Below are 23,050 nucleotides of genomic sequence, written 5' to 3' on the forward strand. Positions count from 1 at the left end.
CGATTCGGGTTTGTCAATTATGACGGCGATCGCCCCATCCCTCATTCTAGTCAAGAACCATCCAGTTACCTAGGGTCGGGATGGTTCACATCTCTCTGAGCTGCTTAGGAGTTAACGATGAATCTACCGCTGGTTGTTGATATTGCCATTGGCATTATCTTTATTTATTTGACGTTAAGCCTACTGTCCTCGGAAATTCACGAACTGATAACAACCCTGCTACAATGGCGGGCTGAGCATCTTCGCAATTCAATTCGTGTGTTGCTAGAGGGCGGAGGTAAATCAGAAATCGATCCGATGTTAAAGCAGCGAGAAGAGGAGGTTCAAGTGTTGACAGACCGCCTCTATTCTCACCCATTGATTCGAAGTTTAAATCAGGAAGCGAAAGGAAATTTAGCTCAGTTTAATCGTCGTATTTCTGATGCTGTCATTAGCGGAGTATATGAGGTTTTATCTTGGTTTTTGAATTTCTTTAATCGTCTGCGAGGTAATCCCAAAGCAACCTTGAGAAACCCCTTCACTAATCATACGAGCTGTCCATCCCATATTCCGCCAGAAACCTTTGCTTCGACCATTCTGGAAACTTTTCAGATGTCTGAATTGGGGCGACTTGTGACGGTCTCCCGTTTGGAGAAATTTCAGCAACGGCAAGTCTCGGCGTTACTGAAAAAAGAACAGTATTTACAAGACCCGGAATCCCGACGCTTGATGACAGAACGGCTCAAGCAGATGACCCGTGACTGGAATAAAACTCGCCAGGAGTTTGCTGAGGGTGGAATTAGTTTGTCGGCGGCTATTGATAGGATGGAGAATAGCTTGAATGGCTATATTGGCTATTGTGAGCAATTTATTCGTGAACCTGATTCCGTTAAGACGTTCTTTTTGTATGAGTTGAATTATGCAAAAGACCGCTATTATAACCCCACTGAGAAACCTCGAATATTAGAAACTCTAAGGCCGACGTTGAATGAGCTCATTGATCTCGTTCAGAATAAACCCAGAATTTATCAGCAATTAGAAGCTGCGTTCAGGGATAAAAATAGTCCCACATATCAGGGGTTTAAAACGGTAATTGACCACATTCCTGATTTGCCCGAACCCCTGCAAAATAGTCTCAAGGCATTAACCGATAAGATTGGAACCCGAAAAGCGAGCTTAGAGGACGAAATTCAGGAGCTACAAACTCAGCTCGAAACTTGGTTTGACCGGTCTATGGCTCGTGCGAGTGGGGTGTATCGCCGAAATGCCCGAGGTATTGCTATTTTAATCGGCTTTTTGATTGCGATCGCCACCAATGCTGACACATTCTTTATGATTGACAGTCTCTCCCAGAATACCCTGCTACGAGAGACCATCAGTGATTATGCACAGACGGAGGTGGCGCGGACGCAGAATCTGGATGAGGTAAAACGGAATGTGCGTGACCAACTCGATGATGTGTCCCTCCCCCTAGGCTGGAATGAGTCGATTCGGCAACAACAAATTCCTCCTGAGCAATCGGTGCAGATTCCGGGCCTGAACCGAGAGATTGGCAATCCTCTACTCTATCTGAAACGGCTTCTCGGTTGGTTGATTAGTGGGATTGCCATTTCTATGGGTGCCTCGTTCTGGTATGACTTGTTGCGCAAGGTGATTGATGTGAAAAATACTGGCGACAAACGTTAGCTCTTTTGCGAGTATGTCAGTTGCATTGTTTCCCGTTCCCGCTCTCTTGCACGGGGTCTAGGGTTCCTGAAGCCTCGGTGTCCTATGACACGGTGCATCTATAACGATGGTTTATCCGGCGGTCCCTCCTGAGGACTTTGCCGGATTGACCCTACCCGTCGATGGGGGGGAATGCACCAGGAACGATTCTACCGTTACCCCATCGCCCACCTCTTGCAGGCCCATCTGTAATCTCTACCCCGGCAACGAAAACCCCCCGCAGGCTTGCCAGGAGTATGGCCCGCCAGGGAGCGATCGCCCCCTTCCATTGGCAATCACTGGCATGTTTGGCGAATGTTTCCGGACAGACCTCAGTAAATTCCGCAGGTTATGTCATATAACTTCATGATTTGCGTAGATATACGCAAAAAAATCCGTTATAATCAGACCACGGTGTCAGAACTAACCATTCAGTCACACCCAATCCAGGTCGAGTCCTGGGCAATTGGGTCTCGATCCGGTCGTTGCAATCAGGGTTGTGGAGTGTTAGCCGATCGCCCAGTCCGCTAACACTCCCTGCTGGGTGACCAGCACCGTTCAGACATTACGAAGAGAGTAGAGAGTCAGGATTTTGTCATGTATAACTCAACCAATACAGCAACCCAAACCCACTTACCCACATCGCGCCTGGGGCGCAAGCGTCTGGGGGCCTACTTGCTGGAGGCTGGGCTAATTACTCCTGCCCAAATCCAGGTAGCGGCCTATGATCAACAGGTCACTGGGAAGAAATTTTCAGAAGTGATTGTCGATCGCGGTTGGATCAAACAACAAACGATTGATTTTCTCATCAAGCATGTCATTAACCCAGAACAGCGAGGAATGCGCTCGGCTGGGGTCTTTGCGCCGCCGGTTGAACCCTTTGAGCAGCTCTATGCTCGCCGCAAACATGAAGTCCTCAATGGCGGCCCCCATTCTACGGAAGAAGAAGTCCCCTGGACCGTGGACTGATAGAACTAGAAAACTCTGGAGGACAAATCATCGGGTTTGTCCTTAGTTGTGTTGACAGGGTGAAAGAGACCATAGACAGTAGACGCATTCCCGTCCACCTCTTCATCCGACTTGTGAATTATCGTTGGCTTTCCCTCAGTCTCCTTTTGCTTCTGCCGGCTTTGGGTGGGTGTGAACAGCTCAGGGCCCGCTCCCCGGTGGCCACGGCTGAAATGGTTCTGACGGAAGCCCGGCGGACTAATGAGGCCATCGAGCGTGGGGTGGCGGCGCGGAGTTTGGCCGTACGGGAAGCCTTAGCCGATGAAGATCTTCGGGAACTCGATCAATGGTGGCGTACCCGGGAGATTGATGATCCTCACAAGTATCTCCTACCGCCGATGTTGGCCCAACTCAGCTTAACCCCCAGGGAACACCAGGGGCCGATTTGGGATGTTTGGTTGAGGGTGGAGGCGGACAAACCGCAGTTGTATCATTTCCGCAGTCTCTATGATGTGCGGATCTTTTTTCTGTTCCGAGAGTCTTTACCGGAGGCGGTTGAGGAGGCCTATGGCAGTATGTTGCAACCACCGCGCATCTTTGAATGGGGACAGGGCGGGACGGAAAATCATCTCTGGCAACAGTATATCTCTGCCTTGGCCATGATGGATGGTAGTGGCTTCCCGGTGAGTCATCCCCATTTCTTGGCAACCCATGAAGCCTGGCTGCGGGCGGAATTGACGAAATATCTCACCATTGGGCAAGGAGAATTTCATTCCTCAACCTACTATGGCTACAGTATCGGGGCCCTGCTCAATCTCTACGATTTTGCGGAAACCCCGGAACGGCGACAGTTGGCTCGGGCGGTGTTGGATTGGTTATCGACTCAAATAGCGCTACGGCTGAGTTGGGGAACTGCTGGAGGGGCAGAAAGTCGTGGGTTTGATCGTCACACCTGGGGGAGTGGTTTGACGGCGTTGGCTTGGATTTGGTGGGGGGAGGATAATCCCCAGGAGATTGAGCGCATTGTCGGGCAGATGCAGCCTCAGGAGTCCCGCCTGGCGATTTTAGCGGCTACCAGTGGTTATCGTCCTCCGGCCCAGTTGCGATCGCTGGCCCAGAAAACGATTCCTCTCCCGTTTCAACTGCGGGCCAGTCATCCCAGCTATTACAGTTATCATCAAGACAATCAATTTTGGGAAACCTTCTATGTCACCCCTGATTACAGTTTGGGAACCCTGCAAGTTCCTGGACGTGATTATCGGGTGGAGGGGACAATTAATGCTCAATATGCCACCTATAAGTTAGTGGTGCGCGATCCTGAGGGCCAAGAGAATGCAGTGATTAGTTTGGGGGGGACTTATCATAGTCCCCTGGCGACGGGCCAGAGTCCGGGCGATCGCTATCTTCAGGAGAAAGGGGCCAGCCTCTATCAATTGCGACTCACTCCAGAAGATGAGGCGGCGGGGGTTCCGCAACAGTCAAATCTGGTGATCCCTAAAGACTATGGAGAACCGCACCAGGTGGGGGATTGGTATGTTTGGGAGATTGAGGGAGTTTGGCTATGCGCTTGGGCCTGGGGGGATGAGATTCGTCTGGAACTGCCCCTAGAGGAAGCTGAGGACCATTTGGCTTTGGTGGCTCAGGGAAACCACACGGCCTGGATTACGGAGGTGCTAAGTCGCTCGGAGTATGAGACCTTAGAGGAGGTGGAGGCGGCCCTGGCTCGGACGCAAATTAATGATGAGAACTTGCAGGCCTTGGGACAACTTATCTATACCAGCGTTGAGGGCGATCGCCTGGAACTGATTGCTGATGCGAGGTTGAGGGTGGGGATTCGACGTATTAATGGGGTTGAACAATCCCTGATGGATAACCCGGTTTTAGAGAGTCCCTATGTGAATCAGCCTCTCTGGAGTGGCCGCCTGACGGTGGAAGACCCCCAGTTGGGAACCTGGGAGTTACAGTTAAAACCGGGTCAACCCCGCTGGAGTGATCCAGATTAGTTAACGAGGCCCGATCGCAGGGCCCGCACGGCGGCTTGGGTGCGATCGTCCACACAGAGTTTATTGAGGATACTGCGCACATGGGTTTTGACGGTTCCCACGGTGATGTAGAGTTTTTCGGCAATTTGGGCGTTGTTACAGCCGCCGACGATGAGCTCCAGAATTTCTAATTCCCGTTTGGTGAGGGGATCGGATTCCATTAATTGCTGCACTTCGGAATCGACACCTTCGATGCTGCGGGAATCTTCCTTAAGGTCAGTTTTTTCGACGTCGGTGACCTCAGCGGCTGGGGTTCCTAGGGAGACGGTGGTTCCCGAGGGGGAGGCTTGCAGGGAGGAGGAGGTTAACTGGGATTTACGAGCCTGTCTTAGCACGATTTGGGCGATGTTGGGGTCAATCCAGGTGTTCCCTTCATGGGTTAGCTGAATGGCTTCTAGGAGACGGTCTAAACTGGCATCCTTCATACTGTAGGAGTCGGCCCCGGCGGCGAAGGCGGCTAGGACGGCGTCTTCGTTGTCGTGCATGGTCAGGATCAAGACTTTGACGGCATCCGCATTCTCGTGCTGAGACTGACGAAACCGTTGCAGCAGCTCAATTCCATCAATATCGGGCAAGCCAATGTCGAGCACGGCTACGTCGGGTTGGGTATCCTGGAGAAGCTGTAATCCTTGTTTGCCAGTGGAGGCTTCCCCAACAATGTCTATCACGCCAGTTTGCTCGAGGGCTGCCCGAATGCCAACCCGAGTCAGTTCGTGGTCTTCGATCAATACGGTGCGAATCATACTCGTTAGATAAAGGCTTTACAAAAGGTTATGACGGCGACGGAAAGGGGTTAAACCCTAACCCATTTAGGCTAAAAGGACTGAATCTGGGTGAAGTTTGCTTGTGAATCTTGAGAAACTGGGGTTGCGAGGGAGAATCCCCTCTGGCAAAATCGAGGAAGTTTATGGGACCAGAATTTTTAGCAATTTGGCTCAGCTTCGTCCCCGGCTCGTCAACCTCTTACTCAAGGTAGAGGACAAACTCCCTAAAAATTTATAACTTTGCATTATACCCCTGATTGACCTTTGAAAGATATCATCTCTAGATATTTTGTCCCCACGACCCATGATAGATGGAAAAATCCCAATTCTCGCCATCGGCTTTGATGTCGATACGGATCCCCAAGCCAAAGAGGCGTTACGGGTCTTTACGACCCCGAATCCTGGAGACCTGACTCCAAAGCTTTTGTGTACTCGGCAGTATCCCACCACGGACTGGCTCCCCCGAGAGCCGATGTTGGGGGGGATTTTGGTGGATGGCGATCGCGTTAACCCTCAAGCGACGCTGACGGCTTTACGACAGGAGTTTCCTCAAACTCCAATTGTTGTTGTGAGTGGTCAGGGGGATTTGGAGGTGCCGATGATGATGGCGGGGGCAGATGATTGTGTGAATCGTCAGCACTTTAGCCCCGAGGGCCTGGCCATGGTGTGGCGGGTTTTGTTTCGTGGCTACCGCAGCGGCGATCGCTCGTCTAACCCGTCAGGGACTTCATGGGGTATTCAGGAGGAGGATTGCGATATTTCTCATCCAGGGGGCGATCGCCAGGAGCTTGAAGCACGGATTAGTGAGCAGAGTCGCTTGATTGCGGCGCAACATCAGGAGTTGAAACGACAACGGGAGCAGATTCGCCGGCAGCATCTGGCGATTCTTGAAGCCTCTCGCATGAAATCGGCATTTCTGTCCACCGTTTCTCATGAGTTACGAACACCGCTGAATGTAATTATCGGTTTTTCTCAGCTTTTACTACGGAAAAAGAACAGCACGTTGACTCCTGTTCAGACTCAAACACTACAATGTATTTTTAATAATGGCAAACAGCTATTATCGGTTATCAATGATATTATTGAACGCTCAAAATTAGAGGCAGGAGCATCAGAACTTCAACCGAAAGAATTTAATGTAGTGCAGTTGGTCACCTCTATTGCAGGCAATGCTCGCTGGCTGTGTGAACAGAAAGGACTTGAGCTAAAGGTTGAGGCTAAGGTGGATAATCCTCGGGTCATTCAAGACCATCAGGGCGTGCGCCGCGTTGTATCCAATCTTTTGGCTAATGCACTCAAGTTTACTGAGGAAGGAAACATTTCAGTTCGCATTTGGGAAATGACCCCTGATCGGTTGGCTATTGCTGTTTCTGATACAGGAATTGGGATAGCTCCGGAGCATTTAAAACGCATTTTTACGGCATTTGAACAGTTAGATAATTCCCTAGCTCGCAATTATAATGGCGTGGGGTTAGGGTTAGCCCTTGTGGACTCCCTGGTTAAAATAATGAAGGGCAGTATTTACGTGGAAAGTGCTCAGGGAGAAGGCTCTACATTTCGAGTTGAGTTACCTCGTTCTGTGGTTGATGCTTATGCGAATGAGCCACGAGAATCCTATGAGCCACGGGAACCCTATCATTTTTTAAAAAAGCAAGCGTCCTAACTCGGGACGAGACTGAGTTACAGTTAAGGGACTCAGGGAGTTTAAATTCCTGGCTCTTAATGAGTTGCTTAGTCAACTTGACATTGAAATTGCAAATTAACATGACAAAAATTGAACCCAAAATTGACCGAATCTTAGCTGTTGATGATTCTCCGGATAATTTGTTTTTAGTGCAAGCTATCCTGGAAGATGAGGGGTATATCATCGATTTGGCCGATGATGGATTTGCCGCCCTCGAACAAATTGAACGGAATCCCCCAGATTTGATTCTTTTGGATGTGATGATGCCGAATCTAGATGGCTATGAGGTGACTCGGCGGGTTCGCACTCAGAGTGATCTGCCTTATATTCCCATTTTGTTGATTACCGCTCATGAAGGCTCTAGCGTGGTGAAGGGCCTGGATGTGGGAGCGGATGACTTTATCCGTAAGCCGGTGGAGATGGAGGAGTTACAGGCGCGGGTGCGATCGCTACTGCGCTTGAAACATACCATTGATGAGCGCGATCGCATGGCCCGGGAACGGGAGGATTTTGTCTCGCGACTGACTCATGATTTACGAACTCCCCTAGTCGCGGCGGATCGAATGCTCAATTTGATGCAATCTCAAGCGTTTGGGGAAATTTCTCAGTCGATGGATGAGGCGATCGCTACCATGATTCGCAGTAATAATAATCTGCTGGATATGGTAAATTTACTGTTAGAAGTCTATCGCTATGAGGCGGGGCGTAAACAGTTAACCTTTGCACCCTTCAATCTCTGCGAAACTCTCAATGAGATTCTCGACGAACTCTCACCCATTGCTCAGGATAAGCAGTTGGAAGTGGTTCGAGATTTTCAGGGAGAAATTTGTGAGATTGTGGGCGATCGCCTAGAGTTGTACCGTGTATTTATTAACCTCATTGGTAATGCCATTAAGTTTACCGATCAGGGTAAAATTGAAGTCCGCTTGTCTCGGCCCGTCAGTTCTCATGATTCCCTGATGTTGGAAGTTGAAGATACCGGAATTGGTATTGAGCAAAGCGATCGCGCTAATCTCTTTACTCGCTTTCGCCAAGGGGATCACAAACGCTCTGGGAGCGGTTTAGGCTTGCATCTGTGTCAGCGTATTATTGACGCTCACCAAGGCGAGATTGATGTGCGTTCAAAAGTGGGAGAAGGAAGCCTCTTCCGCATTAAATTACCGTTGCATATCAACGGAATGTCTGGATAATTGCTGTTGAGACTGACGAGTTACCACGTAGTCACGCATTTGCTGAGCATTACGGTAATCCTCATGACGTTCCCATTGGCGGTAGAGTTCTACCGCCGACGCCAAATCAGCGATGGCCGCATCATAATCTTGTTGTAAATACTGAGTCCAACCCCGTAACTCAAACAGTTCCGGATCATTCCCTAAGGCCAAATCAATAGCCTTATCAAACGCAAACACGGCATTATGATAGTCTCCCACCGCTGCGGCATCTCGCCCAACCATTTCCCAGTCTTCTGCGGTGTTGAGGTCCGAGGGAATGGGATGTTGCTCATAGGTTGGGGGGGTAAACTCCACCTCAGAACTGCCCAGAGCTGACCGTCCACCCAACGTTAAGGAGGCGGCGATCGCCCCGAAAACAGCAATCCGAACAAGCTGGTTCAATTTAAACATAACATACACCAAAGTAGCATTAAGAGTTGCAACCCCAAGCACCCTCGATTGAGGGGTTTATCAACTATCCCTAAGCTACCTTCATCGCCGCGCCAAAATCATCTATCGTCAGTTAGGAATCCTCCTCTACCAACAGATAGATTTCCACATCGGTTAACCAGCTATCTCACCCGAACCCGACTTAGCCTAGATTCCCACCCCGTTGCAGAATGGCATGAATGACAATCGGGGCCCCAATCATCGCCATGACCGCATTCAAGGGTAAAACAATATCCTGACCCGGAACCTGAGCCAACCAATCCGCCAATAGAGCTAACATCGCCCCCAATAGCATCACCGCTGGAAGTAACCGCAACAGATTGGACGTATTCCACAGAGAACGAGCCAAATGAGGGACCGCAACCCCCAAAAAAGCAATCGGCCCACAAAACGCCGTCACCGTTCCCGCCAAAATTGCCGTACTCACCAGAGTCAGCCACTGAACCTGTTGTAGCCGTAACCCCAAGCCAATAGCCGCCATATCTCCCAACAGCAATAAACTCAGAGACTTGGCCAAGCCAAGGGCCAACAGCAACCCCAAAAGCACAACCCCCACAAAAAGCGTCATCCGTTCCCAAGGAATCCCCGCAAAACTCCCAAAGGTCCAGGTCAAATAGGCTTGAATCCGCTCCCGAGAACTAAAATGCAGCAAAATCGTCACCAGGGAGTTCACCCCATAACCAAACATCAACCCCAACAACAGCAGCCGTTCCCGATTGCGAACCTTCCCAGCTATCAGCATGACCAATCCCAACACCAAGGCGGCCCCCAAACTCGCCGCCAGCACCCGACTCCAGGGGCCCACCTGGCCCAGCAAGACCACCAGGGCCACTCCTAAACTAGCCCCCGAACTAATTCCCAACACAAACGGCCCCGCCAGAGGATTTCCGAACAGAACCTGCATTTGCAACCCCGCCACCGACAAGGCCAGGCCCGCCACCATAGCCGTCACCGCTTTTGGGAGACGAAAGCTGAGGACAATCGTGGTCCAAGTGGGGTCTTGGGGGGGGTGACCTAAGAAAATCCGCAGCAAATCCCCCGCTGGAATCTCCACAGACCCCATCGCTAAACTGCCATAAAGAATGAGTAAAAATAGCAGGACAATGCTCCAACTCACTCCCACTCGTCGTCCAAGACTCACAATTGTCTTCATCTCCACCATCGACTCAGATTAACGAGGATATGAGCGAATCACCTCAGTCTGATAGGTTCCATCCTCAAACAACCTCAAGCCCCGAAATCCTGGATACGCCTCTTGTTCACTCGCTCCATCCCGCAGAACTTGTTTACAGGTCGAAGGGGTCCCATAAAACTGAATGCCCTGATACTGTTCCTCGAACTCTAAATGGACATGACCAAAGAGGACGAGTTTCACCTGAGGAAAGCGAGTTAAATAGTCAAGAAAGGCTTGATTATTTTGCACGCCAATGGTGTCGAGCCAATCAATTCCCATGGGGACGGGATGATGATGTAAAACTAGAACGGTTGGCTTAGAACAGGCAGTTAAAGATTGCTCTAATGCTTCGAGTTGAGCCTCACTGAGATAGCCTTCTCCGGATTGAGCCGTGGCTAAGGTTGAGTCGAGTAGCAACACCTGCCAACCCTGCCTTTGCAAGACCTTATCCCCCAAAAAGGGCGAGTTTTGAAATTGCTGATTTAAGATATCCAGCTCATCGTGATTTCCCGGAATATAGTACGTTGGCAGATGCAGCGGTGCAATGCGTTCAATCAGATGTTGATAGGCTTGGGGTTCTCCCCGATGAGCTAAATCTCCCGTTAGGAGAAGAATATCCGGATTCCAAGCCTGGACCTCTGCCACTACAGTCCCGAGTGAGTCCCAGGTCACTAAGCCACGCATCGCCGTTTTGCGGTCAGCAAAGAGATGAGTATCAGTGATTTGAGCAATTTTGAGAACCATAAGATTAGTCGAGTTTTTGATAAAAGGTTTTCTCCCCATCGGGAAATAAATCCGGGTGAAAAATTTGCACCAAGTCAGCAAGAATTAAATTGGGGTAAAGGATACCGGTTTCCCAATAGTCATTGCCGCCAAAGTCATTGACTCGTTTCGTATTATTATAGATGCGATCGCCCTGCCAAGCGGCAAAATTGCCATAGCGCGGGTCATCGTCAATCACATCGGCACGGGTTCGCCAATTTGCATTGACATTTAACCAAAAATCTGCATCTCTTGCCCGTTGATAGACCACCTCAAAATCCAGAGGAACCGTCCATTGACTGGAGAGGTCGTCCCACAGATAATCCGCCCCGGCATCGCGGAGAAACTGAGCCGCATAACTGTTTCCACCGGGAACATACCAAGTATTGGTGGAACTAAAGCCTGTAAACACAGTCGGACGAGAATTTGTCTCAGAAATCACCTCAGCCACCCGTTGAGTCAAATCTTGATAATCCCGGCGAATCTCTTCAAAGACCTCTCTTGCTTTAGCCTCTTGATTCAGAAATAACGCCGTAAACTTCAGCCATTCTGCACGTCCCAGAGGAGACATTTCCAAATACTCAGAATTCAGGACGACCTGTAAGCCAGCATTCTCCAACATTAGCACCGTATCCGAACTCGACCCCCCAGCATCAAACGTAATCACGATATCAGGATTAAGATTGAGAATTGCCTCAACATTAACCACTTGATTGCGGCTCACATCTCGAATCTTTTGCTGTTTCACCCGTTCCACCACCGCCGGAGTTTGAGCAATCGTCGTATCACTTATACCCACCAGGGTATCAACCCGGTCTAACGCCGCAAAATGGGGTAAATAGGTAGTGGATAACACCACCACCGATTGCACCGGAACCTCAATCACCGTCGCCTCACCAACATCATCAGGAACAGGGGTTCCACAGTGAAGCAAAACATACTCAATCGAGTCCGTCGCCTCAGGATAGGGAGAGGAAAGAGTAACCCGTTTATAATGACTGTAATAGTCCACCTCAACCCCAGTTGCAAACTCTACCTGAAGTTTATCCGGAAAATAATCCTGATTGGGGTCAAACTCCTCCACACAATCTGGGTGCAATGAACCCTGAAGTTCTGGAGAATTCGAGTTTTGAACACAAGCCGTTAAGCTCAGTCCAATCAAAAGAAGCAGAGGTGTAATTCGCTGATAGAGTCGCATCAAGAAAACCCAATTAAAACATTGACCCAAGAGAGGGATAATTCCCTAGAACCCACCCCCTCTCCCCCCTCCTCCTCTGTGTCCTCCGTGACTCTGTGGTTCCCCTTCCCTTACGACTGCGGAGGATACAAATGTTCCGTAACAGGCGTTCCTTCAACTAAATGCTCAGAGACAATTTGACAAGCCACCTCCGGTTTCACGCGACTGTACCAAGTTCTATCCCCCGAATAGAACACCACCGGCCCCAACTGACAAACCTCCAAACATCCCGCCGTGCGAACCGTCACATCCAATCCCGCCTCCTCCACAGCCGTTTGCAAAGCCTCAAACACCGGCTCCCACTTGCGGGAAGGATTACAACGACTTGAGCGACACACCGCTAAATAGGGACGTTTGAGGGGATTTTTGCTAAAGGGAATTGGACGTTCTCCTAAAATATAAATCGAGCGCAACTCATCATAAAGCGCCAACTTTTCTAACAGAGGTTTCCCCTCCGGTAGCACATCCTCATCCTCACCCAGTAAGGGATTGGGTAAAAACAAATTCATCATCCGTTCTCCCTCCCCATTCCAGAACTGAATTCCCCAACTTCGAGGCTGGCCCGCCTCATTGAACCGGCGATATAAAGCCCCCCGACTTAAACGACGCTGTTGTCGCAAGGCTGGAGGAGTTTTACAATGAGGACCCCCGAGATGCTCTTCTAAACATAGATGTAAGTGCCATCCTTCCGTGACAACGGTTAGATAGCCGTCATACAACAAACAGGTTTTAGGCGGGGCCGTCAGTTCCAATTCTAAAACACTCCCCTGAACCACATGACCGACGCCAATTTCCGACCAGTGATTCTGAAATAGGTCATATAATAAAGGACCGGTGACATCACTGGAAATGGGAAAATCCTCATATTCTAGGGTTCCTCCTTGAAGAGTGGCTTCTGTGGTTTTACGGTTGAGGGGAGTGACCCAAGGCTGAAAATTGGTCATGGTACAGTGGATGAATAACACTGCTTCTCTTGTAGCACAATCTTAGAAGCTGTAACGAATTCCGGCTTGAAAGCTTCGACTTAATCCTGGAAAGCCGGGAAAGACTTCATAGCGTTCATCAAAGATGTTATTGACGCTGGCATTGAGCCGTAAATTTTCATGGATGGGGGCTTGTAATTTTAGGTCTAACGTGGTATATCCTGGCAGCCGTTCTGTGTTGGTGTTGTTTGTAAAAAAGTTGCTTAGATTACGGAGAAATAGCCCAGCATACCAGCCATCGGGGGTAGCATAGGCGACTCCGATATTAAAAACATCGGCATCCCGAAAACTGAGGCGATTGCCTTCCACGGCAGGGTTGTTATCTCGCAAAATTTGGGTATTGTTTAAGGTGAGGTTGGCAAAGGCAAAGACATTCTGAGCGAGTTGAATATCTAAGGCGGCTTCGACCCCTAAAGCTTCCACTTTTCCGATGTTGATATTGGTGCTGGGGGTGCCAAATTGAAACGCAATCAGTTCTGAGATTTGGTTAGCAAAAAGGGTTACGCGAAATAAGCCAATATCACCGAGTTGTTGGTCAAGTCCGATGTCGAAACTATGACCGCGTTCCGGTCGTAGATTGGGATTGGGGGCAACGGAAAAGGCGGCGAGACCTTCAAGTTCAGAAATGAGGGGAGATTTGAAACTTCGGGCATAGTTGGCACGCAGAGCTGTGCGGTCACTGAGGTTCCAAAGGATGCCGACAGCGGGGGAGGTGAAGGAGCCATTTTCCAGGCTATTAAATTCTTGGCGCAACCCTAAGTTGAGACTGAGATTATCGGCGAGGTCAACCTCATAACGAGCGAAGGCGGCACCATTGTCGATGCGACTGTTGTAGTTTTCGGTACTTTCACCGCTGGCGAAGTTGAAGGTTCGGTTTTCTGAGGAAATGGTGCGAAAATCGATGCCGTAGGTGAGGGTTTGGGTATCGGTTAGTTGCCAGTTATGTTGAACTTGCAGACCGAAACTATTGCGGTCAAGGTTACTGCGGCTGGCTTCGGGGTCGCGGAAGGTGGAGTCGAGGATATCACTGTAGATGCGGGCCGTGAGATTGGAGGTGTTCTCGGGGTTAAGTTGGGATTCCCAGAGTAGGTCGAGTAGCCAGTCTTCTGTATATTGTCTGGCTCGGGGACTGAGTCGGTTAAATTCTCCGGTACTTCCGGGTTTTGTGGGAACGCCGCCGGGAACGCCGATATCTCGGCTGAGGTAGAGGCCGGTGAAGGTGAGACGGTTGCGATCGCCCAAGTTAGCGGCTAGGGTGAGGTTGATGTTGTTATAGTTAGCCTCAGCATTGTCGCGGGTTCCTGAGACATCGACGGTTCCCAGGTCAAAGGGAAAGTCATTGCGGGAGAAGGTGCGGTTATAGCCAATTACCCAGCCGAAGTCTCCGGCGGTTCCCCGACTTTGAATGGCTTGTTGATTGTAGCCAAAACTGCCAACCTCAGTCCCAATAACCACTTCCGGTTCTTCCGTTGGGGATTGGCTGACGATGTTGAGGGTTCCCCCGACGGCGCTAGACCCATAGAGGGTGGAACTTCCCCCAGGGAGAACTTCTAGGCGTTCAATAAAATTGGTGGTAAAGGAGGAGAGGTCAAAGCCTCCGGAGGAGCCTAGGTCATTAATCGGTCGTCCGTTGAGGAGAATCAGAGTTTGGGAGGAGTTTCCCCCGCGCATAAATTGGGAACTGACGGACCCGAGTTGACCGCCACTGGTTCCATCGCTAAGGATTCCGGGGACAAATCGCAGTGCGTCTTGGACGGTGGTAGACCCTTGGACGTCAATTTGCTCCCGAGGAACGACATAGATGGGACGGGAGGAATCTCGTAGGGGTCGGTCTTGGCGAAAGGGACCAAAAACCGGTTGGCGTAGGATACGTTGAATGAAGATTTCCACTTCTTCAGGGTCTTCGACTTCTTCGACAGGAGGGTCTTCTTCTGTGGAGGAGTCCTCATCAGGGTCGGGGTTGGCGAGGGTGGGAGCGGCAAGCAGGAGGAAGAAAACAAGGGACAGGGGAAGATATTTCATGATTTTTGAAATGGTGAATGAGTCACCGATGCCATGAGTCGAAGTTGGCGGAAGTGACCTATCTGGACTATTAGATGAACGACGAGATGATGATGTAGAGTTAGCAGAAACTGGCTCCCGATTGGGGAGCGTTGAAAAGGCAAAGTTTGTCGGATTTTAGATGACTAAAAAATCCCAGAAACTGCACCTAGCGCGTCTGTAGCGAGGGTGGGTGGGCAGTTTTGGGAGCGATTGGGGTGGGAAACCCGAGAGAATTGAGGCGTTGGTTTAGTCTTGTCATGGTAACCATCATCTGTAACTCGCAGATGTTTACGGTGGATATGGGTCACTCGGCGGGCATCCTGACTTAGAGCATTCTGGCTCTTTACAGTTGCGGTACAGCGCCGGATTTACACCGGACTTTCCCCGTTTCCTCTGATGGCTGACCCCCATCAGAACCGAATCCTAGGACTGTAGCATGGATGGGACAAATCGACAAGTCTAGGGTCGATGTCGGGCGATGAGTTGGGGGGCGATCGCACTTTCGGCGACAATCACACCCTGGCGTTCAAAGAGAATGACGCCAATTTCTAACTGGGTATCGGCATATTTTTGCACGTAGGCTTGGGAATTTTGGCGGATGCGATCGCACAAGTCTTGAAATACCCTATCCGCTAAGTTTTCTTGCTCTAAATACTGATAGGCTTTAGCCATCGTCGGGCAGTCCAAAATCCCACGAATAAGCTTGACATCATCAGTATGTTGTGCTAAAGCTGCGGCTAAAATTTCCAATTTACCATCAGCAATATGGCTAGAAGTATTAAAAATCTTGCCCGCCAATTTCACCAACTTTCCATGATAGCCCAGTAACAACACTGAACGAACCTGACGCAATCCAGCTTCTACCAATAGGGCCCCCAGCCAGTTTCCCACTTGGACAATAGCCGTTTTGGGCAATTGCAGGCGTTCGGCTACCTGTAAGCCATTACTCCCAATACAGAAAATCAAATCGGATTGCTGTTTAGCGATGTCCTGAAGTCGAGTTTTAGCATGGTTCAGACTTTCAATCGCGGTATGAGGTTGAGCAATGCCATGAGTTCCCAGGAGGGATAATCCTTCTAACACGCCAAAAGCTTCATTGGAGGTTCGCTTAGCAAGCTGTCGTCCTTCGGGGAGAATAATAGCAACGCGCAGGGTTTTTCCTTGGGGAATCAACTCTCGGAGATTTGTTTCAGCTAAAGAACGTGCATAATGATAAATGGCGGCCTGTCCTTGTTCAGTTTTACCAATTCCTTCTCCTCCGACTAAGGAAAGAGATTCGCCGGAAAAGGGGTCTAGGGTCACATCGGCCCAAATGGGGGTATTGCGGGTTAAGTCGAGGTTCCCACCGGGGTCACTGCGGGTAATGGCTAAGGCCCGGTTGTGGTCGAGGACGGCCACTTGTTCAATGGGGATTTCCGCGTCACCGGGAAGGAGGTCGAGTTCCACGGTTTGGGGAGATTGGCGTTGTTGCAGGTGGAGTAGGGCGGCTTTGGCGGCGGCGACGGCAAATACGGGGAGGGTGTAACCGGAGTTTTCCATGATAAGTGCTGGGATATGCTGCGTTTTCTAGGAAATGAAGCTACAGCAATCACTCTCCTGTTCTATCTAGTTTAAGCCTAACATTCAGCGTCCCCGCGTAAGAAATACTCCAATTAGGACTAGGACTGGGGTGAAAATAATGGTCAAAGCAGATAGTCCGTTGACGGGAATGGCAAAAATTGGGGCAATGTATTTAATAGCTAAGGTTCCTAATAGTGACGCAACCACAACTTTTAAGATAAAGATAGCCTGACCGGTGATTGAAGTTTTTGCCATGGAACTTAATCCTTGAATAATGTTGAGTTGTTTTGGTGGTTTTTTTGTTAAAATTGGAACTTCAAGACGTCATAGCTACTGCTAGATCACGTCATGACGCTTCATTAGAACAGTTCTCATGGTAATGCAAAAACTCGATCGCCTCCAAGACCTCTTACAAACCATGGATCGGGCTTTAATTGCCTATTCCGGCGGCATTGATTCGACGCTTGTGGCCAAAGTCGCCTATGATGTACTCGGCGATCGCGCCCTGGCCATCACCGCCATCTCCCCCTCCCTTCTCCCCGAAGACCTCGAAGATGCCCGGATTCAAGCGGCGACCATCGGCATTGCCCATGAGGAGGTCTACACCCAGGAGATGGAGAACCCCGACTACACCAGCAACCCGGTCAATCGCTGCTACTTCTGCAAAAGTGAACTCCATGATACCCTCAAACCCCTAGCCCTCCAACAGGGGTATCCCTACGTCGTCGACGGTGTCAACGCCGATGACTTGCAAGATTATCGCCCCGGAATCCAAGCTGCTAAAGAACGGGGTGCGCGATCGCCCCTCGCGGAAGTGGGAATCAGCAAAGTCGAAGTCCGTCAACTCTCCCAACATCTGGGACTTCCCTGGTGGGATAAACCCTCCCAACCCTGTCTCTCCTCCCGCTTCCCCTATGGCGAAGAAATCACCGTCGAGAAACTGCGGCGTGTCGGACGGGCGGAAGTCTATCTACGAGGATTGGGATGGCCCAACCTACGAGTTCGCTCTCAAGGGGATACTGCCCGCATTGAACTCCCCCCCGAGTCGATTCAAGATTTCGTTCTCAAGAGCAACTTAGCCCAAATCGTGGCTAAGCTGCAAGAGTTAGGATTTCTCTTTGTCACCCTGGATCTCGAAGGCTATCAAAGTGGCAAGCTCAACCGTGTCCTAGAGCGTCAAGCGGTGACGGTTTAGAGGATAGTCTGACAACGCGGTAGAGTGTTGAAGACATCTATACAATCTATCGGAGGATTCTAACATGAGTGATGATGCCGTCACCCTAATGAAACAACAGGTGGGGAAAGCCGCCGCCGATCGCGTACAATCAGGAACCATCGTTGGACTCGGAACCGGCTCAACCACCGCCTATGCCATTCAATATATTGGCGAACGGCTGCAAAAGGGGGAACTCAAGGATATTAAAGGGATTCCCACCTCCTTCCAAGCCTCAGTGTTGGCCAAGAAATACGGGATTCCCCTCACCAGTCTTGATGAAGTCGATCGCATTGATGTGGCCATCGATGGTGCAGATGAAGTTGATCCTCAAAAACAACTGATTAAAGGCGGCGGCGCGGCCCACACTCGTGAGAAAATTGTCGACTCCCTCGCTGAACAATTTATCGTCGTGGTGGACTCCTCTAAGTTGGTGGATAAGTTAGGCTTAGGCTTCTTGCTTCCCGTGGAAGTCATCCCCATGGCCATGACGCCGGTGATGCGGGCCATTGAGGGCCTCGGCGGTGAACCCACGTTGCGGATGGGAGTCAAGAAAGCTGGCCCCGTCGTTACCGATGAGGGAAATCTGGTGATTGATGTCAAGTTCGCCAATGGGATTGAGAATCCGGCCGACTTGGAGAAAACGCTCAACAATATCCCTGGGGTTCTGGAAAATGGCCTATTCGTCGACACCGCCGATGTGATTCTCGTCGGCGAGGTGAAAGACGGCCAGCCTAGCGTTCGCGAGGTGTAGTACCCTGGTCACTGAGCGATAGTCGAAGTAGGGGCGAAATCGGTTTCGCCCCTATGAGTTTAGCTTATTTGTTGGGTTGGGGAGTCATGCGCAGATAGGGTTTGATTTCTTCGACGCCTTTAGGAAATTGTTTTTTGGCATCTTCCGTGGCGATTTTGGGGGAAACCACGCAATCATCGCCATCAGTCCAGTTGACGGGGGTGGCCACTTGATAGTTGTCCGTCAGTTGCAGGGAATCGATGACACGCAGGATTTCTTGGAAATTGCGTCCGGTACTGGGGGGATAGGTAATGGTTAGACGCAGTTTTTTGTTAGGATCGATAACAAACACCGTCCGAACTGTGACGTTTGCATCGGCTTTGGGGTGAATCATCCCGTAAAGATCCGAGACTTTGCGGTCTGCGTCGGCTAAAATGGGATAGTTGACGGCGGTTCCTTGGGTTTCTTCGATGTCACCAATCCAGCCTTTGTGAGAGTCGCTGTCATCGACGCTGAGGGCGATGACTTTGGCGTTGCGTTTCTCAAATTCTCCTTTGAGTTTGGCGACTTCCCCCAGTTCGGTGGTGCAAACGGGGGTGTAGTCGGCGGGGTGGGAGAATAAGACTACCCAGCTATCGCCGGCCCAATCGTGGAAGTTGATGGTTCCTTCAGAGGAATCCTGGGTGAAGTCGGGGGCGATGTCTCCGAGTTGTAAGGTCATAAACCGAGCTCCTGTGGATTGTTGGATCAGATATCTTACCTTTTATTTTAGGGGCGATCGCCCCCTTTATACTCCGGTTTTCCGGTCGGGTTTTCGGGGAATAGCCCCATAGGTCTTAGTTTTGCGGCGAAAATCCCCTCACCAAAGCCGGTGAATGGGATAGGAATCAAAGAGGCGATCGACACTAATCAGGGATAATTCGCCACGAATCGATTGGGCAATAATGATACGATCAAAGGGGTCGCGATGGGGAACCGGTAAGCCATCTAACACCCAAACGTCGGCCACATCGATATTTAATAGGTTTAGGTCATTTTCCTCTTGTTGGCCCAGAATCATCTCCTCTAAGGGCAAATCCAGCGTCAATTTACCGCTTTTGAGTTTGATTTGCATCTCCCAAACACTGGCGACACTCAAAAACAACTCATTATCACGGTTCCCTAACAGGGTTGTCACTGTCTCGGAGAGTTTTTCGGGTAAGCCGACCCACCAGATAAAAACATGAGTATCTAGCAGGAGTCTCACCCTTGTCCACTCCAGTATTCGGGAGGAAGCGGATCGTTGAAATCATCTGATATCCAAACTTTGCCCTTATGCAGTCCGGCGACACGGGGTTTTTTCGATCGCGGTTGCGGTTTGGGATATTTCTGGGCCAGGAACTCGATATAGTCTAAGACTTGTTGCTGTTGCGTCTCGGGTAAGTCTCGCAGTTTCTCCAGAATCGTCTCAGGCCGGGAAGCAGTGGTATCAGCGGTGGAGGAGGTCATCGGACACCTGGAATATCTACTCTGACAGTCTAGCAAATCTCAGTCTGGGTCTGGGGAATGGACGATCGCCCCCCATTTCTCAAAGATGAAAACCTTAAGCCCTATTTCGCCCTGACCTATCCTGAAAGTCTCGCCCTGACCTATAATAGGAACACTAGATTTTCCTCACCTCAAGTTTTCGCCATGTTTCAAGTTCTTTATGTCTTAATCAAGGCAATTGAGCCGTTTTTAGTGCCAATTTGTTTTATTAGTGCGTGGGCGATTGTATTGATGATTGTGGGAAATTTCCTAGCAGCAATCCGCAGTAGCCACCGCCGGGCCAAAATCATGCACCAAATCCCCTGTGCCAATTGTGCCTATTTTACCAACGACCATCGCCTCAAATGTCCCATTCATCCGATGACAGCATCCTCCGAGGCGGCCATTGGCTGTGGTGATTATGAGTCAACGCGGCCGGCTTTCCTGGATCAGTTGGGCTGACTTGGGTAAAATAGACTCATCGACTAGGACATCAACGACGCCTCATACAGGTTTGACCCTCAACTATCAAACAGTCTGAACAGTTTGACTCCATGGAGCCTGACTAAGGGGTTAGCCTCAATAACGATTTTTCGCCCATAATATGCTAGATTCCGTTGTTCGACGTAACCCGAACTGCATATCGAGTCATACGCCGATTGGCGAGGCGATCGCCCTGATGGAGAAATCCCAGACCATCGAGGGAGAGGGCGGCGTCCTAGTGGTGATGGCCCCAAGTCCAGAAAGCCAACCCCTGGGTCTATTGACCCCAGATAGCATTGTTGCACAACTCGCGGCGGGCCTCTCTTTAGAGCAGCCCCTTGATCCTAAGCACCTCGTCCCCATTGTCAGCTTAGCCAAATCCCAATCTCAAGATATCGAACAGGTGCAACAGCTCTTTCAGGAGCATGACGTTCCCTATCTGCTGCTCCTCGACGAGGCCCAACAAATTTGTGGCTTGCTGAGTCGACAGCGATTGCGATCGCTCCTATACCCCGACTCACTCCCCGACTCAGATATCTGCGACAATCTCCGGCCGTTCTTTGAGCGCTCCTTAAACCTCCTCACCATCGTCGATCGTCAGGGGCGATTTTATCGTGTCAATCCCGCCTGGGAGAAGGTTCTCGGATATCCCTGCAACCAACTCTTAGGTCAACCCTTCCTAAACTGGGTTCACCCAGAGGATCACGAGGCCACCCTCGCCGCCATGGACCAACTCAACCGAGGAGAAGCCGTTGAGGGATTTGTTAACCGCTATCGTGACCGAGAGGGGAACTATCGTCAAGTTGAGTGGTACTCTCAATCCTATGGTGACTTCATCTACGCCAACGCCCGAGATATTACCTCCCGCAAACACCTAGAATGGGAGTTGAAACGATGGAAAATTCACCTACAAGCCGCGCAACCCATCGCCCATCTGGGGAGTTGGGAGTTTGACGTAGCCACAGGGAGAATTACCTGGTCTGAGGAAGTCTTCCGCATTTTAGGACAGGATATGGCTCTAGGGCCGCCGGACTATGACAAACTCTTGCAAATCTATCACCCCGACGATCGCCCCGAACATGATCGGCTGGTTCAACGGGCACTTCAGGAAGGAGAAGCCTATGATTTAGAATGTCGGGTTCTCCATGACGATGGCCAACTCTCCTATATTCAGGCCCGGGGAGAACCAGGATTTGACGAGAATGGCCAAGTCGTGAGCCTGATGGGAACGATTTTGGATGTCACTGAACGCAAACAGCAAGAATTGCATCTGCTGCAAACCACCGCTCAACTCGAAGCCTCCAATCAAGAACTTGAAGCCTTCGCCTATTCCGTCTCCCATGACTTACGCGCTCCCTTACGGGCCATTGACGGCTTCAGTCAGGCCCTTGTTGAAGACTACGGGGAACGCCTGGATGCAGAGGCGCAGGATTACTTTGAGCGTATTCGCCGTAATGTCAGCCGCATGAGTCAGCTCATTGACGATCTTCTGCGTCTATCTCGCGTCTCCCGTGTCACCATTGAGCCGCAAACGGTGAATCTTTCAGAGTTGGCTGGGGCGATCGCCACACACTTACAAGAGGTTTATCCCAATCATCCCGTGAAACTCCAGATTACACCCCAGTTGACCCTCAACGCGGACCCGTCCTTAATGGAGATGATGTTAACCAATCTCCTAGAGAACGCCTGGAAATTCACCCATCATCAGCCTCAGCCTCAGATTGAGGTCGGGCGAGAGGTCTCACTCAAGACTATTCTCAAAACTACCCCAGAGTTCCTGGAAGAATCCTCCCTAGAGGTTGCACCAGAATCCCTCAACCCACACCTGCTAGATGCACCGGTTTATTTTGTGCGCGATAATGGAGCTGGCTTTGAGATGAAGTACAGTAAAATGCTCTTCAGAGTCTTTCAACGTCTCCACGATACCCAGGAATTTCCCGGTATGGGTATCGGTTTGGCGACCGTTCAGCGCATTGTTCAACGCCATGGAGGACTGGTTTGGGCGACCGGTCAAGTTGGCGAGGGGGCAACCTTTTATTTTATCGTCCCTTGAGATATTCTGGCAGTAACTTCCTCCCATTCTATCTGAAGCGAAGCCCCTGTTAAATCCTGAAGGACTCCAACTCATTTATGACTCCCTTGCCGCGCCCCGTTCTCCTAGTTGAAGATAACCCCGATGATGAGCAGTTAACCCTACGCTCACTCAGGAAGGCGAAGATTACTAATCCAGTTTTTGTTGCCCGCAATGGAGAGGAAGCTTTAGGTCTTCTTTTTGACCTGAAGCCGTTACCAGCCGTGGTCTTGTTGGATTTAAAGCTACCTAAATTAGATGGGTTTGAAGTGCTGAGAGAAATTCGCTCCCGTCCCAAAACAAAGACGTTACCGGTCGTCATTTTAACGTCATCTAGTGAAGACCGTGATATCATCGAAAGCTATGATTCTGGTGCAAATAGCTATGTGCGAAAACCAGTAGATTTCAAGCAATTTGTCGATGCCGTTTCTCAACTAGGGTTATATTGGACTCTGGTTAATGATCCACCTCCTTAATATGGATTGTCTAGACCCAGGTTAATC

General features: G+C 50.2%; 22 protein-coding genes and 1 riboswitch. Of the genes, 10 read left to right on the forward strand and 12 right to left on the reverse strand.

The features are described from left to right. Window positions 1–117 precede the first annotated feature (117 nt). The 3 genes from NEA10_RS11820 (at window position 118) to NEA10_RS11830 (ending at window position 4,634) form a co-directional block, all read left to right on the forward strand. On the forward strand, window positions 118–1,665 hold the full coding sequence (locus NEA10_RS11820) for a hypothetical protein (RefSeq protein ID WP_252660319.1): 1,548 nt from the start codon (window positions 118–120) through the stop codon (window positions 1,663–1,665). Window positions 1,666–2,280: 615 nt separating this feature from the next. Next, the gene (locus tag NEA10_RS11825; RefSeq protein ID WP_252660321.1) at window positions 2,281–2,652 is read left to right on the forward strand and encodes a cyclic di-GMP-binding domain-containing protein, MshE-related; all 372 of its coding nucleotides are present in this window, start codon (window positions 2,281–2,283) and stop codon (window positions 2,650–2,652) included. Window positions 2,653–2,765: 113 nt separating this feature from the next. Beyond that, the gene (locus NEA10_RS11830) at window positions 2,766–4,634 is read left to right on the forward strand and encodes a hypothetical protein (RefSeq protein ID WP_252660323.1); all 1,869 of its coding nucleotides are present in this window, start codon (window positions 2,766–2,768) and stop codon (window positions 4,632–4,634) included. Here the strand turns inward: NEA10_RS11830 and NEA10_RS11835 are convergent. Next, the gene (locus NEA10_RS11835; protein ID WP_252660325.1) at window positions 4,631–5,416 is read right to left on the reverse strand and encodes a response regulator; all 786 of its coding nucleotides are present in this window, start codon (window positions 5,414–5,416) and stop codon (window positions 4,631–4,633) included. The two genes, NEA10_RS11830 and NEA10_RS11835, sit on opposite strands and share 4 nt — an antisense overlap. Window positions 5,417–5,741: 325 nt before the next feature. On the opposite strand from NEA10_RS11835, the gene NEA10_RS11840 reads away from it, so the two are divergent. Together NEA10_RS11840 and NEA10_RS11845 are read left to right on the forward strand one after the other, a co-directional pair. Next, window positions 5,742–7,100 (forward strand): hybrid sensor histidine kinase/response regulator, encoded by a 1,359-nt coding sequence (locus tag NEA10_RS11840; protein WP_252660327.1) that lies wholly within the window; start codon window positions 5,742–5,744, stop codon window positions 7,098–7,100. A 101-nt stretch (window positions 7,101–7,201) separates the two neighbouring features. Next, window positions 7,202–8,311 (forward strand): sensor histidine kinase, encoded by a 1,110-nt coding sequence (locus NEA10_RS11845; RefSeq protein ID WP_252660330.1) that lies wholly within the window; start codon window positions 7,202–7,204, stop codon window positions 8,309–8,311. Here the strand turns inward: NEA10_RS11845 and NEA10_RS11850 are convergent. The 8 genes from NEA10_RS11850 to NEA10_RS11885 all read right to left on the reverse strand — a co-directional run bounded on the left by NEA10_RS11850 (window position 8,279) and on the right by NEA10_RS11885 (window position 16,796). Further along, on the reverse strand, window positions 8,279–8,743 hold the full coding sequence (locus tag NEA10_RS11850; RefSeq protein WP_252660332.1) for a tetratricopeptide repeat protein: 465 nt from the start codon (window positions 8,741–8,743) through the stop codon (window positions 8,279–8,281). The genes NEA10_RS11845 and NEA10_RS11850 overlap by 33 nt on opposite strands. Before the next feature lie 181 nt (window positions 8,744–8,924). Continuing rightward, the gene (locus tag NEA10_RS11855) at window positions 8,925–9,935 is read right to left on the reverse strand and encodes an iron chelate uptake ABC transporter family permease subunit (RefSeq protein ID WP_252660334.1); all 1,011 of its coding nucleotides are present in this window, start codon (window positions 9,933–9,935) and stop codon (window positions 8,925–8,927) included. A gap of 18 nt (window positions 9,936–9,953) precedes the next feature. Next, window positions 9,954–10,700 carry a phosphodiesterase gene (locus NEA10_RS11860; RefSeq protein WP_252660336.1) on the reverse strand — a complete coding sequence of 249 codons (747 nt, stop codon included), beginning with the start codon at window positions 10,698–10,700 and terminating at the stop codon, window positions 9,954–9,956. A gap of 4 nt (window positions 10,701–10,704) precedes the next feature. Beyond that, window positions 10,705–11,880: an ABC transporter substrate-binding protein gene (locus tag NEA10_RS11865; protein ID WP_252660338.1), complete on the reverse strand. Its 1,176-nt coding sequence runs from the start codon at window positions 11,878–11,880 to the stop codon at window positions 10,705–10,707. A gap of 146 nt (window positions 11,881–12,026) precedes the next feature. Then, window positions 12,027–12,899, reverse strand: coding sequence for a (2Fe-2S) ferredoxin domain-containing protein (locus NEA10_RS11870; protein WP_252660341.1), 873 nt, complete (start codon window positions 12,897–12,899; stop codon window positions 12,027–12,029). A gap of 42 nt (window positions 12,900–12,941) precedes the next feature. Continuing rightward, complete coding sequence (locus NEA10_RS11875; RefSeq protein ID WP_252660343.1) at window positions 12,942–14,960, reverse strand: TonB-dependent receptor; 2,019 nt, start codon at window positions 14,958–14,960, stop codon at window positions 12,942–12,944. Window positions 14,961–15,274: 314 nt separating this feature from the next. Next, window positions 15,275–15,415: riboswitch (cobalamin riboswitch) on the reverse strand. A gap of 25 nt (window positions 15,416–15,440) precedes the next feature. Further along, window positions 15,441–16,520 (reverse strand): cobalt-precorrin-5B (C(1))-methyltransferase CbiD, encoded by a 1,080-nt coding sequence (gene cbiD / locus NEA10_RS11880; protein WP_252660351.1) that lies wholly within the window; start codon window positions 16,518–16,520, stop codon window positions 15,441–15,443. A gap of 84 nt (window positions 16,521–16,604) precedes the next feature. After that, entirely contained in the window at window positions 16,605–16,796 is a 192-nt protein-coding gene (locus tag NEA10_RS11885) for a hypothetical protein (protein ID WP_252660353.1), read from the reverse strand. 118 nt (window positions 16,797–16,914) lie between these two features. Between NEA10_RS11885 and larE the strand changes: the two genes are divergently transcribed. Both larE and rpiA read left to right on the forward strand, forming a co-directional pair. Beyond that, complete coding sequence (larE, locus tag NEA10_RS11890) at window positions 16,915–17,736, forward strand: ATP-dependent sacrificial sulfur transferase LarE (RefSeq protein ID WP_252660363.1); 822 nt, start codon at window positions 16,915–16,917, stop codon at window positions 17,734–17,736. Window positions 17,737–17,800: 64 nt separating this feature from the next. Then, a complete protein-coding gene (rpiA, locus tag NEA10_RS11895; protein ID WP_252660365.1) occupies window positions 17,801–18,508 on the forward strand; it encodes a ribose-5-phosphate isomerase RpiA in 708 nt (235 codons plus the stop codon). A 64-nt stretch (window positions 18,509–18,572) separates the two neighbouring features. On the opposite strand, the gene NEA10_RS11900 is transcribed toward rpiA, so the two are convergent. From NEA10_RS11900 to vapB, 3 genes are all read right to left on the reverse strand, one after another. Next, window positions 18,573–19,208 (reverse strand): peroxiredoxin, encoded by a 636-nt coding sequence (locus NEA10_RS11900; RefSeq protein WP_252660367.1) that lies wholly within the window; start codon window positions 19,206–19,208, stop codon window positions 18,573–18,575. Between the two features lie 138 nt (window positions 19,209–19,346). Next, on the reverse strand, window positions 19,347–19,733 hold the full coding sequence (locus NEA10_RS11905) for a type II toxin-antitoxin system VapC family toxin (protein WP_252660369.1): 387 nt from the start codon (window positions 19,731–19,733) through the stop codon (window positions 19,347–19,349). Then, window positions 19,730–19,975, reverse strand: a complete 246-nt coding sequence (gene vapB / locus NEA10_RS11910; protein ID WP_252660371.1) for a type II toxin-antitoxin system VapB family antitoxin — start codon at window positions 19,973–19,975, stop codon at window positions 19,730–19,732. Before vapB ends, NEA10_RS11905 begins: the two co-directional genes overlap by 4 nt. 183 nt (window positions 19,976–20,158) lie before the next feature. Between vapB and NEA10_RS11915 the strand changes: the two genes are divergently transcribed. The 3 genes from NEA10_RS11915 to NEA10_RS11925 all read left to right on the forward strand — a co-directional run bounded on the left by NEA10_RS11915 (window position 20,159) and on the right by NEA10_RS11925 (window position 23,023). Then, window positions 20,159–20,455: a hypothetical protein gene (locus NEA10_RS11915; protein ID WP_252660373.1), complete on the forward strand. Its 297-nt coding sequence runs from the start codon at window positions 20,159–20,161 to the stop codon at window positions 20,453–20,455. 142 nt (window positions 20,456–20,597) lie between these two features. After that, window positions 20,598–22,529, forward strand: a complete 1,932-nt coding sequence (locus tag NEA10_RS11920; RefSeq protein WP_252660381.1) for a PAS domain-containing protein — start codon at window positions 20,598–20,600, stop codon at window positions 22,527–22,529. Between the two features lie 77 nt (window positions 22,530–22,606). Then, window positions 22,607–23,023 carry a response regulator gene (locus NEA10_RS11925; protein ID WP_252660384.1) on the forward strand — a complete coding sequence of 139 codons (417 nt, stop codon included), beginning with the start codon at window positions 22,607–22,609 and terminating at the stop codon, window positions 23,021–23,023. Window positions 23,024–23,050: the final 27 nt, after the last annotated feature.

It is taken from the genome of Phormidium yuhuli AB48, assembly GCF_023983615.1.
GTDB classification, from domain to species: Bacteria; Cyanobacteriota; Cyanobacteriia; order Cyanobacteriales; family Geitlerinemataceae; genus Sodalinema; species Sodalinema yuhuli.

Excerpts from the sequence above, each read along its gene's own strand:
- NEA10_RS11820 (WP_252660319.1), top strand. The coding sequence starts at position 118 with ATGAATCTACCGCTGGTTGTTGATATTGCCATTGGCATTATCTTTATT.
- NEA10_RS11825 (WP_252660321.1), top strand. The coding sequence starts at position 2,281 with ATGTATAACTCAACCAATACAGCAACCCAAACCCACTTACCCACATCG.
- NEA10_RS11835 (WP_252660325.1), bottom strand. The coding sequence starts at position 5,416 with ATGATTCGCACCGTATTGATCGAAGACCACGAACTGACTCGGGTTGGC.
- NEA10_RS11840 (WP_252660327.1), top strand. The coding sequence starts at position 5,742 with ATGATAGATGGAAAAATCCCAATTCTCGCCATCGGCTTTGATGTCGAT.
- NEA10_RS11845 (WP_252660330.1), top strand. The coding sequence starts at position 7,202 with ATGACAAAAATTGAACCCAAAATTGACCGAATCTTAGCTGTTGATGAT.
- NEA10_RS11850 (WP_252660332.1), bottom strand. The coding sequence starts at position 8,743 with ATGTTTAAATTGAACCAGCTTGTTCGGATTGCTGTTTTCGGGGCGATC.
- NEA10_RS11855 (WP_252660334.1), bottom strand. The coding sequence starts at position 9,935 with ATGAAGACAATTGTGAGTCTTGGACGACGAGTGGGAGTGAGTTGGAGC.
- NEA10_RS11860 (WP_252660336.1), bottom strand. The coding sequence starts at position 10,700 with ATGGTTCTCAAAATTGCTCAAATCACTGATACTCATCTCTTTGCTGAC.
- NEA10_RS11870 (WP_252660341.1), bottom strand. The coding sequence starts at position 12,899 with ATGACCAATTTTCAGCCTTGGGTCACTCCCCTCAACCGTAAAACCACA.
- NEA10_RS11875 (WP_252660343.1), bottom strand. The coding sequence starts at position 14,960 with ATGAAATATCTTCCCCTGTCCCTTGTTTTCTTCCTCCTGCTTGCCGCT.
- cbiD (WP_252660351.1), bottom strand. The coding sequence starts at position 16,520 with ATGGAAAACTCCGGTTACACCCTCCCCGTATTTGCCGTCGCCGCCGCC.
- NEA10_RS11885 (WP_252660353.1), bottom strand. The coding sequence starts at position 16,796 with ATGGCAAAAACTTCAATCACCGGTCAGGCTATCTTTATCTTAAAAGTT.
- larE (WP_252660363.1), top strand. The coding sequence starts at position 16,915 with ATGGTAATGCAAAAACTCGATCGCCTCCAAGACCTCTTACAAACCATG.
- rpiA (WP_252660365.1), top strand. The coding sequence starts at position 17,801 with ATGAGTGATGATGCCGTCACCCTAATGAAACAACAGGTGGGGAAAGCC.
- NEA10_RS11900 (WP_252660367.1), bottom strand. The coding sequence starts at position 19,208 with ATGACCTTACAACTCGGAGACATCGCCCCCGACTTCACCCAGGATTCC.
- vapB (WP_252660371.1), bottom strand. The coding sequence starts at position 19,975 with ATGACCTCCTCCACCGCTGATACCACTGCTTCCCGGCCTGAGACGATT.
- NEA10_RS11915 (WP_252660373.1), top strand. The coding sequence starts at position 20,159 with ATGTTTCAAGTTCTTTATGTCTTAATCAAGGCAATTGAGCCGTTTTTA.
- NEA10_RS11920 (WP_252660381.1), top strand. The coding sequence starts at position 20,598 with ATGCTAGATTCCGTTGTTCGACGTAACCCGAACTGCATATCGAGTCAT.
- NEA10_RS11925 (WP_252660384.1), top strand. The coding sequence starts at position 22,607 with ATGACTCCCTTGCCGCGCCCCGTTCTCCTAGTTGAAGATAACCCCGAT.